At 44.6% G+C, this 14,916-nt stretch carries 15 protein-coding genes, 1 tRNA gene and 1 other RNA gene; 9 read left to right on the forward strand and 8 right to left on the reverse strand.

Going from position 1 to position 14,916, the window contains the following annotated elements; genetic code table 11:
* Positions 1 to 57 precede the first annotated feature (57 nt).
* Positions 58 to 321: a 30S ribosomal protein S20 gene (gene rpsT, locus KF839_RS13115; protein WP_292918297.1), complete on the reverse strand. Its 264-nt coding sequence runs from the start codon at positions 319 to 321 to the stop codon at positions 58 to 60.
* Positions 322 to 429: 108 nt separating this feature from the next.
* Complete coding sequence (gene rluB, locus KF839_RS13120; RefSeq protein WP_292918298.1) at positions 430 to 1,260, reverse strand: 23S rRNA pseudouridine(2605) synthase RluB; 831 nt, start codon at positions 1,258 to 1,260, stop codon at positions 430 to 432.
* Positions 1,261 to 1,334: 74 nt separating this feature from the next.
* Here rluB and KF839_RS13125 point away from each other — a divergent pair, with 74 nt between their 5' ends.
* Complete coding sequence (locus tag KF839_RS13125; protein WP_292918299.1) at positions 1,335 to 1,463, forward strand: hypothetical protein; 129 nt, start codon at positions 1,335 to 1,337, stop codon at positions 1,461 to 1,463.
* Positions 1,464 to 1,553: 90 nt separating this feature from the next.
* Here KF839_RS13125 and KF839_RS13130 read toward each other — a convergent pair whose 3' ends face one another.
* The 3 genes from KF839_RS13130 to ffs form a co-directional block, all read right to left on the reverse strand.
* A complete protein-coding gene (locus KF839_RS13130; protein WP_292918300.1) occupies positions 1,554 to 1,877 on the reverse strand; it encodes a YbaB/EbfC family nucleoid-associated protein in 324 nt (107 codons plus the stop codon).
* Positions 1,878 to 1,891: 14 nt separating this feature from the next.
* Positions 1,892 to 3,484: a DNA polymerase III subunit gamma/tau gene (dnaX, locus tag KF839_RS13135; RefSeq protein WP_292918301.1), complete on the reverse strand. Its 1,593-nt coding sequence runs from the start codon at positions 3,482 to 3,484 to the stop codon at positions 1,892 to 1,894.
* 73 nt (positions 3,485 to 3,557) lie between these two features.
* Positions 3,558 to 3,656, reverse strand: an RNA gene (gene ffs, locus KF839_RS13140) — signal recognition particle sRNA small type.
* Positions 3,657 to 3,809: 153 nt separating this feature from the next.
* Between ffs and KF839_RS13145 the strand changes: the two genes are divergently transcribed.
* Positions 3,810 to 4,937 carry an HD-GYP domain-containing protein gene (locus KF839_RS13145; RefSeq protein ID WP_292918302.1) on the forward strand — a complete coding sequence of 376 codons (1,128 nt, stop codon included), beginning with the start codon at positions 3,810 to 3,812 and terminating at the stop codon, positions 4,935 to 4,937.
* 227 nt (positions 4,938 to 5,164) lie between these two features.
* Positions 5,165 to 6,625, forward strand: a complete 1,461-nt coding sequence (locus tag KF839_RS13150) for a TM0106 family RecB-like putative nuclease (RefSeq protein ID WP_292918303.1) — start codon at positions 5,165 to 5,167, stop codon at positions 6,623 to 6,625.
* A gap of 76 nt (positions 6,626 to 6,701) precedes the next feature.
* Here the strand turns inward: KF839_RS13150 and KF839_RS13155 are convergent, their stop codons facing one another.
* A complete protein-coding gene (locus tag KF839_RS13155) occupies positions 6,702 to 6,986 on the reverse strand; it encodes a hypothetical protein (protein WP_292918304.1) in 285 nt (94 codons plus the stop codon).
* A gap of 185 nt (positions 6,987 to 7,171) precedes the next feature.
* Between KF839_RS13155 and dapE the strand changes: the two genes are divergently transcribed.
* Complete coding sequence (dapE, locus tag KF839_RS13160) at positions 7,172 to 8,374, forward strand: succinyl-diaminopimelate desuccinylase (protein ID WP_292918305.1); 1,203 nt, start codon at positions 7,172 to 7,174, stop codon at positions 8,372 to 8,374.
* Between the two features lie 25 nt (positions 8,375 to 8,399).
* Here dapE and KF839_RS13165 read toward each other — a convergent pair whose 3' ends face one another.
* Positions 8,400 to 9,014 carry a DsbA family protein gene (locus KF839_RS13165; RefSeq protein ID WP_292918306.1) on the reverse strand — a complete coding sequence of 205 codons (615 nt, stop codon included), beginning with the start codon at positions 9,012 to 9,014 and terminating at the stop codon, positions 8,400 to 8,402.
* A 257-nt stretch (positions 9,015 to 9,271) separates the two neighbouring features.
* On the opposite strand from KF839_RS13165, the gene KF839_RS13170 reads away from it, so the two are divergent.
* The 5 genes from KF839_RS13170 to KF839_RS13190 all read left to right on the forward strand — a co-directional run bounded on the left by KF839_RS13170 (position 9,272) and on the right by KF839_RS13190 (position 14,259).
* A complete protein-coding gene (locus KF839_RS13170) occupies positions 9,272 to 10,501 on the forward strand; it encodes an aspartate kinase (RefSeq protein WP_292918307.1) in 1,230 nt (409 codons plus the stop codon).
* Positions 10,502 to 10,544: 43 nt separating this feature from the next.
* A tRNA-Ser gene (locus KF839_RS13175) sits at positions 10,545 to 10,637 on the forward strand.
* Positions 10,638 to 10,769: 132 nt separating this feature from the next.
* Positions 10,770 to 12,016, forward strand: a protein-coding gene (locus KF839_RS13180; RefSeq protein WP_292918308.1) for an IS3 family transposase whose coding sequence is annotated in 2 segments (ribosomal slippage) — positions 10,770 to 11,052 and positions 11,052 to 12,016 — 1,248 coding nt in all. Because the reading frame shifts where the segments join, the coding sequence is not laid out codon by codon here.
* Between the two features lie 567 nt (positions 12,017 to 12,583).
* On the forward strand, positions 12,584 to 13,201 hold the full coding sequence (locus KF839_RS13185; RefSeq protein ID WP_292918309.1) for a LexA family protein: 618 nt from the start codon (positions 12,584 to 12,586) through the stop codon (positions 13,199 to 13,201).
* Positions 13,202 to 13,329: 128 nt separating this feature from the next.
* Positions 13,330 to 14,259, forward strand: coding sequence for an MliC family protein (locus tag KF839_RS13190; RefSeq protein WP_292918310.1), 930 nt, complete (start codon positions 13,330 to 13,332; stop codon positions 14,257 to 14,259).
* A 36-nt stretch (positions 14,260 to 14,295) separates the two neighbouring features.
* Here the strand turns inward: KF839_RS13190 and KF839_RS13195 are convergent, their stop codons facing one another.
* Entirely contained in the window at positions 14,296 to 14,898 is a 603-nt protein-coding gene (locus tag KF839_RS13195) for a DUF4202 domain-containing protein (RefSeq protein WP_292918311.1), read from the reverse strand.
* Between the last annotated feature and the right edge of the window lie 18 nt (positions 14,899 to 14,916).

Here is a 14,916-nt window from a genome sequence, read left to right on the forward strand (position 1 = left end):
TTTATAGCTTTTTCTGGATATCCTGCTTTTCATCAAAGAAGATTATTATTTTATCAATTAATTCATCAGCTTAATTGCTGAAGACAAACGACTTTTACAACGTGATGCTTTATTCTTATGGATGATACCTTTACCAGCTATTGAATCAATCGTTCCTATCGACTCAATAAACACGCTCTTAGCAACCTCTTTGTCTCCCGATCCGATCGCTTTCCTTACAGATTTAATAGCCGTACGTAACTGTGATCGCAAATGAACATTATGCGACCTTCTTTTGACAGCCTGTCTAGCACGCTTCCTTGCTTGTGCACTATTAGCCATTAATACCCCCAAACCCCTTAAGAAAAGCCTGAATGTTACTTTCTTTTCATTTATAGCGCAACTTGTAAGTAACCCATATAAACATAGCAAGCTTTTTATGCATCGCGATCACTTGATTAACCCTAATAATCGCCGCGTTTCTTTCTCGTCCAATTCTACCCATTGCCCACGCTTGATTCGCGGCGGCAGATTGATCGGACCAAAGCGTACGCGCATTAGACGGCTAACGGTAATGCCAATGGCTTCAAACATACGTCTTACTTCCCGGTTTTTGCCTTCTTTTAGAATAACGCGATACCAATGATTGGCGCCCTCGCCACCTTCCTCGGCAAGATAAGTAAATGCGGCTTGACCGTCATCAAGCGATACACCCGTGGTCAATTGTTTCATTTGTTCTTCAGTAAGTTCGCCAAGAATCCTAACAGCGTATTCGCGTTCCATCTCGAAACGGGGGTGCATCAATCGGTTAGCCAGGACGCCATCATTGGTAAAAATCAACAACCCGCTCGTATTGAAGTCAAGACGGCCGACAGCTATCCATTTGGAAGATCTTAAATGCGGCAACTTGTCGAAAACCGATGGCCGATCTTGCGGATCGTTGCGACTGACAATTTCACCATCCGGTTTATGGTATAGCAACACTTTAGGCAGCTCATCCTCTGCATGGATGCGAATTGTACGCTTACCGATGCGGATGACATCCCCCGGTCCGGCACGATCACCGAGCTGAGCAAGTTGACCATTTATCATCACTTTTCCGGCGGCAATTAATTCCTCCATCTCCCGCCGCGAACCCAAGCCTTTTTGTGCCAGTAATTTTTGTAGCTTAAAGGTTGCCGTCGATTGCTTAGCAAGTGCCGTTGAGGCTGCCTTAGCGGAAACATGTACGTCTGGCGGTGTTTTTTTTCTTAGAGATCGAAATGATTTGTTGGTTTTCATGGACGATAAAGTCACATTCAGCGCGGCACAGCAATTGAAAAATATGAATTTTAAACCATTCAGCAAGCAAACTGTTGGCACCATCGTTGGAAAATGCCGAGAAGATCGATTATCAACCTGATACGGTTATTCAATTGGTCGATAAATCTGCACACCCTGAACCGTTGCTGCTTGGCAGTCGTCAACGAACCAAAACAATTTGATGAGAAAAGGAGATTCGGTCTGTTTCATGACTGATAAACCCGGCTAAACGGTTGTCACGCAACCGTCACCGGCACTGGTAATTTCCAGCTTTAAAAAGGCAGTTTAAACCCTGGCGGCAAGCCCATGCCACTGGTCAATGCTGACATTTTTTCCTGCGTGGTCACTTCGACTTTACGGACGGCATCGTTGAATGCTGCTGCCACCAAATCTTCCAGCATTTCTTTGTCGTCGCCAACGAGACTGCTATCAATATTGACACGCTTCACGTCATGGCGGCAGGTCATGATCACTTTCACCATACCGGCGCCGGATTGCCCCTCTACCTCAATGTTCGCCAGATTCTCCTGCATTTTGCGCATGTTTTCCTGCATCATCTGAGCTTGCTTCATCATGTTACCCAGATTTCCTCTCATTTCTACGATCTCCTTTATTTCTCGACAGGTTTTATGGTTGGAACAACTAATTTAGCATCAAATTGTTCAATTAATTCTTGCACAAGCGGATCTTGCTCGATAGCTGCAATAGCATTCGCTTGTTTTTGCTCTTCTTGCCGTTGCTGCAGAGCAGCAGGCGTTAAACCGGCTATGGTTCCGACTAAAAAGGTCAGTCTAACAGGTTTGCCAAAATATGTATCCAGCGCCGTTTGGATTTTCTCCTGATATTTCTTATCCAATAGGTGCTTATGCACTTCCGGCACATGCAGTTCAATATTATCCGCCGACAGCACTTTGGCTTCGCTGTGTTGCGCGAGCATCTTAGCCATTCCGGTGAGCTTTAATTGCTGACTTAATTGCGCCCAATCAAGAACCGGTACATCGTTGTTTTTCGAATGAACAACAGGTTTGTCGCTTACTTGCGGTTTATGCGCTCGCACAGTTGCCGGAACATTAGCCACCGGCTCATTGGATTGCGGTTGCCTATTTCCAGGTATATCACTCAGCCTAAAACTCAACATACGCAACAGCGTCATCGTAAATCCGGCATATTCATCCGGCGCCAGGCTTAAATCGTTCCGGCCATGCAACGCGATTTGATAAAACAACTGCACATCGTCCGGCATCAACCGATGCGACAATTTCATAATACGCGCGTATTCCGGCGTATCTTCATCGATTGCTTGCGGCACGGCTTGCACCAATGCAATCTGATGCAGGAGCGAAGCCATATCCTGCAAGGCAACATCAAATGACAAACATTGCGCTTCCATTTCTTCGGCCAACTTCAACAGTTGCACGCCGTTCATTTGTGTCAATGCATCCAGCAGATCGAACAAATAGCCTTGATCGATGATACCCAGCATATCCCGCACACTGGTTTCCTTAATGTTCCCTTCGCCAAAAGCAATCGCTTGATCCAACAAACTGAGCGCATCACGCATACTGCCTTGCGCGGCACGTGCGACCAATTGCAAAGAAACGTTATCGTAGGAAATTCTCTCTTGCGTCAGAATTTTATTCAAATGCTCGACAACCTGCGCCGGTGGGATTAGCTTGAGATTGAATTGCAGACAACGTGACAATACCGTTACCGGGATTTTCTGCGGATCAGTAGTCGCCAATACAAACTTCACATGCGCCGGTGGCTCTTCCAGCGTTTTCAGCATGGCATTGAATGCCGATTTGGAAAGCATATGAACTTCATCAATAATATAAATCTTATAACGACCGCTGGTCGGCGCATACAATGCATTCTCCAATAACTCACGCATATTATCCACTTGCGTATTGGATGCCGCATCCAGTTCGATTAAATCGATGAAGCTGCCATTATCAATTTGCTGACACGCGGAACAGGTGCCGCACGGAGAAGCGGTGACACCGGTTTCGCAATTAAGCGACTTGGCTAAAATACGGGCGATAGTGGTTTTGCCAACACCGCGAGTTCCGGTAAACAAATAGGCATGATGCAAACGGTTTTGCTCAAGCGCATTGGTCAAAGCTCTGACTACATGCTCTTGTCCGGTTAATTCTAAAAAATTTTTTGGGCGCCACTTACGAGCGAGGACTTGTGTTTGAGACACGTTATCGATTGGGAAAGCGAATTTGATCCAATTAAATCAGAAAACCCGTAAAAACAGATCACAGTTCGTATTGGGTGGCGAGCCAGATCCCCGGCACTCGCAATATATAGCTATGGCTGCTTCCTTCCGGACCTGACCAGGTTGACTATCTTGCAATGCGGGGTGGCCCGCCATAAAACTTTTAAAGTGGCGGAAGTATACCAGCAGATGGCGGATTACTCCAATTTCAATAATTACGCCAATCTGATATATGCTTGTCATCCAAACAATTAAAATCCAAATCTGACCGATCCGTTATAGGATTATTTTCACGGAATCCAAAATTATGTTTCATCATCACGACTTACTCAATGATCTTGATAAGCCGCTCCCTATCCAAGATAAAATTATCAGCGCACACCGCTCGATACAACAGCGATTTCCATTTATTTCCCGTATCGCGGTTGCGTTGTACGATCCGGAAACACGCATTTTAAAAACCTACTTGCATAGCAGCGGCGATTGCAAACCGTTAGCGAATTATCAAACGACGCTTGATGATGCACCTTCACTCAAGGAAATTTTAGCGAAAGGCCTGCCGCGCGTTGTCAATAACTTGGTTACCTTTGAAGACGGAAAGCACGAACATACGCGAAGGATAGGCCGGCATGGCTACGCCGCAAGTTACACAATGCCGATTTTCCATGCTGGAGAATTTGTCGGTTTTTTATTTTTCAATTCGCATGAAAGTAATGTGTTTGCAGAGAATGTGTTAAGCATCCTGGATATTTATGGACATTTAATCGCATTAATGGTTATTAACGAATTGACTACACTTAGAGTCATGGGAGCTGCTCTAAAGACGACCAGCGGCATTACGCATGTGCGCGATCCGGAAACAGGCAGTCACTTGGACCGTATGTCACGCTACAGCCGTCTGATCGCCGAAGTACTGGCTGAAAAATATAATTTGGATGATGCCTATATCGAACACATTTTCATGTTCTCACCATTGCACGATATCGGGAAGATTTCCATACCCGATAGCATCTTATTAAAGCCAGGCCGACTCGATGACCAAGAGAGAACTATCATGAATACGCATGCGCAAAAAGGAAGAGACATGATTGACGATATTGTCATGAACTTTGGATTTAACAGTATCGATCACATTAATATATTGAGAAACATTGCAGAATTTCACCATGAAGCAGTGAATGGCAGCGGTTATCCTTCAGGAAAAAAAGGGCAAGAAATTCCATTGGAAGCACGTATTGTCGCAGTCGCCGATGTCTTTGATGCGCTGACTTCGCAGCGCCCTTATAAAGAGGCTTGGAGCAATCAGAAAGCATTTGATATGCTAAAACAAATGGCCGGAACACAATTGGATTCGGATTGTGTAAATGCGTTAATAAATAATGAAAAGGCGATTGAGTCGATTCAGCAGCAATTCAAAGAAAATATTTATGGCTGATCACACAAAAACGAATACCTTTCAGGCACAACCCTTCTCTTAATTCTTTCTTCAAACCTTTATAGGGTTTGACGGTATTGTAGAAGTTAATGAAACGGATAAGCTGGATGCGACGATCAGCACTGTCTTTAAAACAGATTTGGTTGTACCACATGTTCATGAGAATCAGAATGACTTTCGGCTTTGTCATTAGTTAGTGATCCTTACAATATTTCTCAAGACACGCGATGATACGGAATAGCATACAAACAAAACCTGCTTTGATCCGACCAAGCGATGCTGCTGCATGGGTGTCTTGCGTCAGGAAAGCATGGCTGGATCAGCATCAACCCGCACTATACGAACCCGACGACTTCAATCGAATGCTGAGCACTATGGGTCTTGAGCATGAAGCAGCGATACTCGCAAAACTGGAAAGCCAGTACCCGGTCAGTAAAGCTACTTCCTTTGAACATACCCAGGTCTTAATTCAACAAGGCGCGCCAGTCATTTACCAAGGTCAATTGATTGATGAACAACTGGGTTTGGTTGGTTACCCCGATTTTCTGATCCGGCATGAAAGCGGTCATTATCAACCCGCCGATGCCAAGCTGTCGTCCAGCGAAAATAAGAAAGCTATTCAAATTCAACTCGGAATCTATCGGCGATTATTAGCAAACAGGTTACCAGCAATCGTTTTTCTAGGTGATGGTCGCACAGCATTTCTCGGAGATGAAGTAAATGCGATTGTCGATGATTTCATTGCCAGTATAAGAACAATACTTGATCTACCTCAGCCACCCTCTGTTCGATACAGTCATAGCAAGTGCCGTATTTGCCCCTATATTGATTATTGTCGTCCGGATTTTGAAGCTCTGGAAGATATCTCATTGCTGTATGGCATCCATGGCAAAGCTGCCGATCATTTAGCTGAATTCGGAATCAATACAATTTCTCAACTTGCAGTTAGTTCAGCAGAATCTCTACCCGATGTGCCCTATCTCAAAGGACACAAAAGGAAACACCGTGCAATTCTGCAGGCCAATTCCTATCTGAATGGCGATATTTTTCAGCTTGACCAGGCACCACTTCCTGAAGGCACTTGGATTCATTTCGATATCGAAGATAATCCGTTAACATCCAACCGTGAACGTCACGTATATCTTTGGGGATTTCTGCTACCTCCTTATACGAAAGATCGTTTTGATTACGTGTGGACTGATGACGAGTCTCATGATTTTGACGGCTGGTTAGGTTTTTTGAGCAAAATTGAAGCGTACCGTATCGACTATCCATCGCTGAAACTTGCACATTATTCGAACCATGAAAGAGCCACTATACAAAGATATGCCGAACGCTATGCGATGAATAACCACCCCACGGTTTCTTGGTTGCTTGGAGGGAATAGCCCTTTATTTGATATCCAGAAACCTATCTTGGATTGCCTGATACTACCGCTGCAAGGATACGGTCTTAAAGATATTTGCAAACACCCTGGATTGGTTAATTTTCAATGGGAAAACAAAGACTCAGGATCGCAATGGTCGGTTGTGCAATTCAACCGCTTCCAAACAGAAGATAATGCGATTGAAAAGCAAAGATTAAAAACTGAGATTCTTGGCTATAACCGAGATGACGTAATTGCAACTCGGAAATTGGAGGAATGGCTCAAAAGCCTTTTTGCGCAATCACCAGCTCCGCACCGGTAATTGATATTTTAAATCACCCGCTTCACATAAATTCAATTTTCGCCTCTATTCCGTATCTGTTAAAAATCCTGAGATTTTATGGAGCAATTACCAAACGGCTGTCTAGCATTTTTTTTAAATGAGGAAATAATTGCTCATGTATTTCCTGCAATGCATAGATCTCTTCTAGCGCTTCCAATGGAAACCCCTGCCTGCTTTGTCCCTTTTCCACGACTAACAGTTTATTAATATATATGTAAAATTCTTTATACCCCCAATGCAGCCGAATCATTTCGGCCACTCTTTGGTATTTCGTATCCAGAACCGATTCTTTATTGCCCAAAATCGCATTAAACTCTTTAATAGATTTTCTTAATGACATATCCGTTTCCTTTTCCTTATACACTGTAAAAAATTCAAAGCCACAATCAAACATGCGACTCTATTAATTGTTATATTACGGTCCAATTCGAATAAAATTCACTAAATTCCTTGATGCGGTCAGCATCCGCTTATTGCATAATCACAAATGTTTCACACTTTTCTCGCCTACTTTAGGAACTCAGTATGTCAAATGATACGTTAGCACTCGCTCAAGCCCTTATTGCAAGACAATCTATCACTCCCTCAGACAGTGGTTGCCAAGATATTCTTGCCGAACGTCTGGAAAAGCTGGGGTTTCACATTGAAAAAATGCGTTTTGGCGATGTCGACAATCTTTGGGCTCGCCGCGGAACTTCCTCACCTGTACTTTGCTTTGCCGGACACACGGATGTCGTGCCAACCGGCCCAATTGAACACTGGGACAGTGACCCATTTATACCGACGATACGAGACAATCGGTTATTCGGACGTGGTGCTGCCGACATGAAATCTTCACTCGCTGCATTCATTACCGCAATCGAAGCGTTTATAGCGCATCATTCCGATCATCTTGGCTCCATTGCGGTATTGATTACTTCCGATGAAGAAGGTATCGCTGTCGATGGCACAGTAAAAGTTGTCGAAGCACTTAAAGCGCGTGGTGAGTTTTTGGATTATTGTATCGTCGGTGAACCGACATGTTCTGACAAACTAGGTGATACCATCAAAAACGGCCGCCGTGGATCCTTATCCGGCAATCTCACGATAATGGGTATCCAAGGTCATATCGCGTATCCACATTTGGCGAAAAACCCCATTCATCTCGTAGCTCCGGCAATTGCGGAATTAGCGCAAACCGAGTGGGATCAGGGCAACGAATATTTTCCACCGACCACTTGGCATATTTCCAATATCCATGCCGGTACCGGCGCGACCAACGTGATACCTGGCACACTAAACTTATTATTTAATTTCCGATTCTCGACCACCAGTACGGTTGAATCGTTAAAAACCAAGGTACATCAAATTCTTGACAAGTATAATCTCGATTATGAATTACAATGGGAATTGTCCGGAAAGCCTTTTCTAACGGAAAAAGCCGAATTGGCAGATGCAATGCGCGCAGCTATCTCATCAATTACCACTATCGAACCACAGCTCTCTACATCTGGCGGCACCTCGGATGGCCGATTTATTGCCGACATCTGTAAACAAGTCATCGAATTCGGACCATGCAATGCGACGATTCATAAACTGAATGAAAATGTCGAGATCGACGATCTTGAGAAATTATCGGAAATTTATCAATTGACTATGGATAATTTATTGATTAGCAAGGATTCTCAATCCAATACCACTGCCACGGATAATTTCTTAGACCGGTTAAAAAAGATTTTCTTTGACTAATAATTGCTCACTCAACGATGCTCTGTTAAAGCAACCGATCAATTTCATTCAGCATCGTTCGGAAATTTACATAGTCGATTGAAATTGTATATATAGCTTCTTTATGCACCAATCGTAAGGAAGGATATGAATAGACATTCATGTTTCGTGATAGCTGAATTTGTCGTTGTAACTCGTTCTCGACATCTGCGCTCATCAAATCGGCTTTAAAAATATTCGTATCCAAGCCAATCTCATCGGCACATTCCTCTAGTACTTCTTGTAGCGCGGGATTTTTTGCCTGTTGATAGTAACCAGCTTGAATGGCTTGGATCATCGTCAGCTCCGCTCCTTGATATTGTTTTCCTGCCGCAATAACCGCACGGCAAGCGGGATAGGTTGAGCGAATTGGTATATTACGCGACCAAAATTCCCAATTAAATTGGATTCCTGGCACCGTCTGTTCGATTTTTTGCCACGCTTGTTGAATACTCTGCTGCAGTGTGAGCGGCATTGGCGCCACTGTATCCGACGCCAAGCCGCCAAGCAAATAGATTACACCAATATCACTTGATAAATTTTTCTGTAAAAGAGACCATGCTTCCCTAAATGCATAACACCAACTACACATTGGGTCATGAATATAATATAAATTTGTCATCGCATTCCACAAAGTAAATTCATTAGGAATAATGCAGCAATTACAATGCAATCAAATCGTTTTTCGTTGAATCAAAGGCAATGATAACTCACACGCTCTATTCAATCGTCATCCAAAATCAAAATAAATTCGATCAGATAAAAAATGTAGAAGTGTAGATATTTCTGTTACTGATTGCCTACAGCGCAATAGCTAGTTTTCTATTAGAAAAATGTGTAGAATTGTGCGCTTTTTCCATTTAATGGATTATTAATTTCGTGGCATTTTACGTACAAAAATATGGCGGCACTTCAGTCGGAAGCACTGAAAGAATAAAAAATGTTGCTCGTCGGGTAGCAAAATTCCACGCACAGGGGCATCGGCTTGTCATTGTCGTCTCGGCAATGAGTGGTGAAACCAATCGGTTGATAGCTTTAGCTCATGAAGTACAAGAAACCCCCAACCCTCGTGAGTTGGATGTCATGATATCTACAGGAGAGCAAGTATCAATCGCACTTTTAGCAATGGCATTAATGGAATTGAACGTGAGGGCCAAAAGCTACACAGGTCCTCAAGTAAGAATCTTAACCGATAGCACATTCACCAAAGCGCGTATATTAAACATCGATGAAGACAGGATTCGGGCGGATTTAGACGCGGGATATGTCGTTGTCGTCGCTGGATTCCAAGGCGTCGATGAAAAAGGCAGCATCACCACCTTGGGCCGAGGTGGATCTGACACAACTGGCGTTGCCCTTGCCGCGGCGCTCAAAGCGGATGAATGCCAAATTTATACCGATGTGGACGGAATTTATACAACAGATCCTCGTGTAGTCGCTGAAGCAAGAAGGTTAAATACAATAACTTTTGAAGAAATGCTGGAAATGGCAAGCCTTGGTTCTAAAGTCTTACAACTTAGATCAGTTGAGTTTGCCGGAAAATATAAAGTTAAGCTGAGAGTTCTTTCCAGTTTCGAAGAAGACGGACAAGGTACGCTGATCACATTTGAGGAAGATGAAAATATGGAACAAGCGGTTATTTCAGGTATCGCATTCAATCGCGACGAAGCTAAAATTACTGTACTAGGTGTTCCGGATCACCCAGGCATCGCCTATCAGATTCTTGGACCTGTCGCTGATGCCAGTATTGATGTTGACATGATTATTCAGAATGTCGGACACGATGGCTTAACGGATTTCTCCTTCACCGTTCATCGAAATGAATTTAAAAATACGATGAATATTTTAAAAGAACAAATCCAACCACATATTGGCGCCCGCGATGTGTTGGGTGGTGATAGAATTGCAAAGGTATCCGTTGTCGGCGTTGGGATGCGTTCTCATGCAGGAATTGCAAGCAAGATGTTCCGAGTGTTAGCAGAAGAAGGCATCAATATTCAGATGATCGCAACCTCTGAAATTAAAATATCAGTCGTCGTAGACGAAAAATATATGGAATTGGCTGTGCGAGTACTACACAAGGCTTTTGACCTTGAACAAGCACTATAAGAAAGCCAATAAACTCATCAAGAAACAAAAAGAATCATTTATCGGAGAGATGGCCGAGTGGTCGAAGGCGCTCCCCTGCTAAGGGAGTATAGGCTCAAAAAGCTTATCGAGGGTTCGAATCCCTCTCTCTCCGCCAAATACCCAGCATCCACGCCGTTTACAAGCTCTATTGAAGTATATTCCCATCAACGATACCATCAAAAAGATTTTGATTTGGAGTTGCCCCCTTTAAACGGACACATTATGTTCTGTTTAAAGGAGAAGAAATATGACGCAAAACTACAAACCTGCCTACCCGGCTGAGTTTCGCCAGCAGATGGTGGAATTGGTAGCATTAGGCAAATGCCCCAAGCAATTATCCAAGGAATTTGGTTGCCACTACACGTCGATACGAACCTGGTGTCGGGCAGCAGGTGTACCAATTAGATCAAGCCAGGCAATTGCTTTGGTTGCAACCTCGAGTGTTCCTGCCTTGAGCGCCATTGAGCGGCAGGAGCTGCTGGAATTGCGTAAGAAGCTCAAGCGTGTGGAGATGGAGCGTGACATATTGGCAAAGGCTACAGCCTGGTTTGCAAACAACAAAGATTGATTGGAAAGGTGTACCAACTCATCAAGGCAAACCGGGCACAATTTCCGGCTCGCATTTTATGTGAAACACTCGGTGTATCGCACAGCGGTTACTATGACTGGGCAAAACGCACACCCAGCCGACGGGCCATTGCTAACTGCCGATTAATCGATCAGATCATGACGATATACCGAACAAGCGATTGTACGTATGGCCGCCCTCGCATTACCGTTGAATTGGCTGATCGTGAAATCAAAGTCAATCACAAGCGCGTAGGCAGGTTGATGCGTGAAGCAGGAATTAAAGGAGTAAGTCGCAGGCGCGGTTTTGTAATCACGACTCATCGGAATAAACGTGACCGCCCTGCACCGGATTTAGTGCAACGTCATTTCAAAGCAACTAGCATCAACCAACTATGGGTTGCGGACATGACTTACATTCCTACCTGGACAGGGTTCTTGTATCTAGCCGTGGTCATTGATGTATTCAGCCGTAAAGTGGTGGGCTGGTCTTTCGGTGAAACCATGACAACAAGCCTGGTGATCAATGCGTTGAACATGGCGTTAATCACCCGTAAACCGGGCAAAGTGATTCATCACAGCGATCAAGGTAGTCAATATACCAGCGTTGAGTTCGGCAAGCGATGCAAGGAAATGGGCGTGCATCCTTCGATGGGCAGTGTAGGTGATGCCTATGATAACGCAATGGTTGAGAGCTTTTTTGCTTCCCTGGAATGTGAGCTGATCGACAGGCGTTCCTGGAAAAACAAGACTGAAGCAAGGCTGGCCATATTCACCTGGATCGAATCCTGGTACAACCCCACTCGCAAACATTCCGGGCTGGGATATTTATCACCGAACAATTTTGAGAGGAAACTGAATGAGAATAATCAAATCGCGATAAACTTTAACCCGTTTTCACAAATCGAGACTTTCTCGACTCCATGAAAAAACTGTCCGTCAAAATGAGACAACTCCAACTCCAAACCTTTGCATGACAGCGGGTTTTTTATTGCACCACGCATTCAAATTGCGCGCTTCATTTTGCTACCTGCGATATTCATTAAAAGGTAATTCTCAGGGCTATCGTCGACTCATGCAGGAGTACATAAACGCCCTACCTGCTAAAGCACATTTGTCTCTTTGTGACGATTGATAAGAAAAATCATCAGCCGCGCAGCCGGTTAGACCCAAAATAATGAATAGCAAAATTACACAATTTTTCACACGTATTTTTTAACCTCGGCAAGATAAATCGCTGTCGTTTCTTAAAATAATCAGTTGCTATCTCACGAAACGTGATGCAAATATCCTAGCTCGATCATGACACGGATGTATATTGGGGAATCACTTGTTTTATAGTAAGTAAAACCATTAGTTGCAAGGATTCTCAGTTCATTACAGCGTGTAAATTGATATCTCGATAGATAACAAGGACTTTTCGAGACTATTTGACATTCCGGTATAAGACGTGTTTGAATATAGATACAGATTTCAAAATGGAGTGATTCAATAATGTCAAATCGTGGCGGGAAACGAGAAAATGCGGGTAGGCCGCGCGGCCAAGGTAAATTTGGCGAGCCGACGATAATGATGCGCATACCGGAAAGCCAGACAGCAACGATAAAAAGTTTTCTGGAGGCTCTTCAACGCAAAAAAGCGAATAGTGAATGTGGCACTACAACCGGCAATATTGAAGAGAGTGATCTTTTCATTCCTGAGATTAGCGATCAGCCGGTGTTATTGCCGCTTTTTTCCACTAAAGTGGCGGCGGGACTTCCCAGCCCGGCAGATGATCATGTCGAAAGACGCCTGGATGTCAGCGAGTTCCTGATCGATCATGCTGCCTCGACTTTTTTTGTAACGATCAAGGGTGACTCGATGATCGATGTGGGTCTGCTGCCGGATGATAAAGTGGTAGTGGATCGTTCCAGGACGCCAGCTATGGGTGATATTGTACTTGCAGTGGTTGACCGCGAATTCACCATCAAAATCCTTGATTATGGTCCGAACAAGATGCCAAGATTGCTACCAGCCAATTCATCAGGCGCTTACCGGCCGATTCACATACGTCCGGATATGCAGTTTGAGATTTTTGGCGTCGTCATAGGATCGTTCCGCCGCTTTAAATGAGTCGACCGTCTTTCTTCAGCTCGGTTTGGAGAAAACAGCAATTGCAGTGCAACCTCGCAAATTGTCAGGTCTTGGAAGATAAATTTACAGAAGGTATTAAATGCATTGTATTAAAAATGCAGAACCGCATGAAAAACTCGAATTTTATTGCAATATTTGGCAGAGCCAATCATAGCCGCAAAACGGCTGCAATCATTCTGTGGTTGGCAACGTTGCTCGTTGCTGCGTCTGGTTTTGCAGAAACAGACGATGTCACGAACCCAACTTTGGAAACGGCTGTTCCCTGTTCCGACGCATGGTATCGATTCATAGAGGAAAAAATGCCAACGAGTGACGGTCTAGGACACGGCCCGGATATCGGTTCGGACGAATGGCAGTCGGTGATCGAGTTCAAACTCGGTATCCGGGGCAATCCGGATGTTCCCGGACACGACGACGAGGCTTGGTGTCGTCATATCGATCAACTCATTCGAATCAACCACAATTCCTCAACCACTAACGAAAACTCCGATCGGGAGTTGAAAGTAAGGGGCTCTTCATTTGCTTGTGACAAGACCAAGCCCGGCAGCATCGAAGCGATGATTTGCGATGACAAGGAATTGTCGGCGCTCGACCGGAAGCTCGCGAATGTCTATGCCGCTACATCAAAAAAGGCAGTGAACCAATATCCGCCGGTTCTTAAAGCCGAACAAAGAGGCTGGATCAAGGGCCGCGACGAATGCTGGAAAACTGCCGACCGGCGTGAATGCGTCAGAAGCGAGTACGAGCGCCGTATTGTTGAACTGCAAGCCCTTTATCGACTCGTTTCATACAATGGCCCGGTCTATTTCATTTGCAATGACAATCCCTCCAACGAGGTGATAGTGACATTCTTCCGGACAGATCCTCCGACTCTGATTGCCGAACACGGGGACAACATCTCGTTGATGTACTTGCAGCCGAGTGGTAGTGGAAGTAAATACCAGGGGCGCAATGAGATGTTCTGGGAACATCAAGGTCAGGCTTTGATTACTTGGGGTTATGAAGCCCCCGAAATGCGGTGTATCAAAAAACCGTAATTGACATTCAATCTTGTACAGCAAAGAAATTTTCAGTTATTCAATTATTGCTTTCCTAATCAGCGCAACCATTGAATCCGGCAATGCAATATGTCCATCCAATACGAATTGTTGTGCTTGAACAGTTATCTTGCTCCAGATTTTACGAATGATATCGATCCATTTTTGCTCGGTGTATTCAGGATGTCCGTTTGCGAAATCAAGCAGGTAGTGCTCGAGGAAAACCAGCGTGGCGATGCTTTCCAATAGCTGGGTATCGGAGTTGGTTTTCAGCGATTTTTTACCGACGGTTTGCGCTACGCGCATAATGAATACCTCGTCATACCCGGCCTTTGCCAGTAAACCGGCCACGGTATCAGCATGAAATTGATTTAACGCGGCACGCCATTGGTGATAGCCCTTACGACCCATCGGATAATCGCTGCGCGGTGATTTCCAGCGCTGGATGTGCTGCGCGCGTACCGCCAGTTTCATCGCGTCATCGGCATCAGGTGCATAGCGCTCGAGCATGCCGGACATGCGATGCGAATACAGCAGTTCTTTCGGCCAATCCTCTCCTTCGCAAGTTTCCCGATTCGGGTCTTCGCGATTCGCCGCGTCAATCAGAGCGATTGCTTGGTTAAAACAGTGTTGAATCATTGCGTTGGCCGGTTGTTG

Source organism: Nitrosomonas sp., assembly GCF_019635155.1.
In the GTDB taxonomy this organism is placed as follows: domain Bacteria; phylum Pseudomonadota; class Gammaproteobacteria; order Burkholderiales; family Nitrosomonadaceae; genus Nitrosomonas.

Excerpts from the sequence above, each read along its gene's own strand:
- KF839_RS13155 (WP_292918304.1), bottom strand. The coding sequence starts at position 6,986 with ATGTCATTAAGAAAATCTATTAAAGAGTTTAATGCGATTTTGGGCAAT.
- KF839_RS13130 (WP_292918300.1), bottom strand. The coding sequence starts at position 1,877 with ATGAGAGGAAATCTGGGTAACATGATGAAGCAAGCTCAGATGATGCAG.
- KF839_RS13195 (WP_292918311.1), bottom strand. The coding sequence starts at position 14,898 with ATGATTCAACACTGTTTTAACCAAGCAATCGCTCTGATTGACGCGGCG.
- rluB (WP_292918298.1), bottom strand. The coding sequence starts at position 1,260 with ATGAAAACCAACAAATCATTTCGATCTCTAAGAAAAAAAACACCGCCA.
- KF839_RS13145 (WP_292918302.1), top strand. The coding sequence starts at position 3,810 with ATGTTTCATCATCACGACTTACTCAATGATCTTGATAAGCCGCTCCCT.
- KF839_RS13165 (WP_292918306.1), bottom strand. The coding sequence starts at position 9,014 with ATGACAAATTTATATTATATTCATGACCCAATGTGTAGTTGGTGTTAT.
- dapE (WP_292918305.1), top strand. The coding sequence starts at position 7,172 with ATGTCAAATGATACGTTAGCACTCGCTCAAGCCCTTATTGCAAGACAA.
- rpsT (WP_292918297.1), bottom strand. The coding sequence starts at position 321 with ATGGCTAATAGTGCACAAGCAAGGAAGCGTGCTAGACAGGCTGTCAAA.
- KF839_RS13190 (WP_292918310.1), top strand. The coding sequence starts at position 13,330 with ATGAAAAACTCGAATTTTATTGCAATATTTGGCAGAGCCAATCATAGC.
- KF839_RS13185 (WP_292918309.1), top strand. The coding sequence starts at position 12,584 with ATGTCAAATCGTGGCGGGAAACGAGAAAATGCGGGTAGGCCGCGCGGC.
- KF839_RS13150 (WP_292918303.1), top strand. The coding sequence starts at position 5,165 with ATGATACGGAATAGCATACAAACAAAACCTGCTTTGATCCGACCAAGC.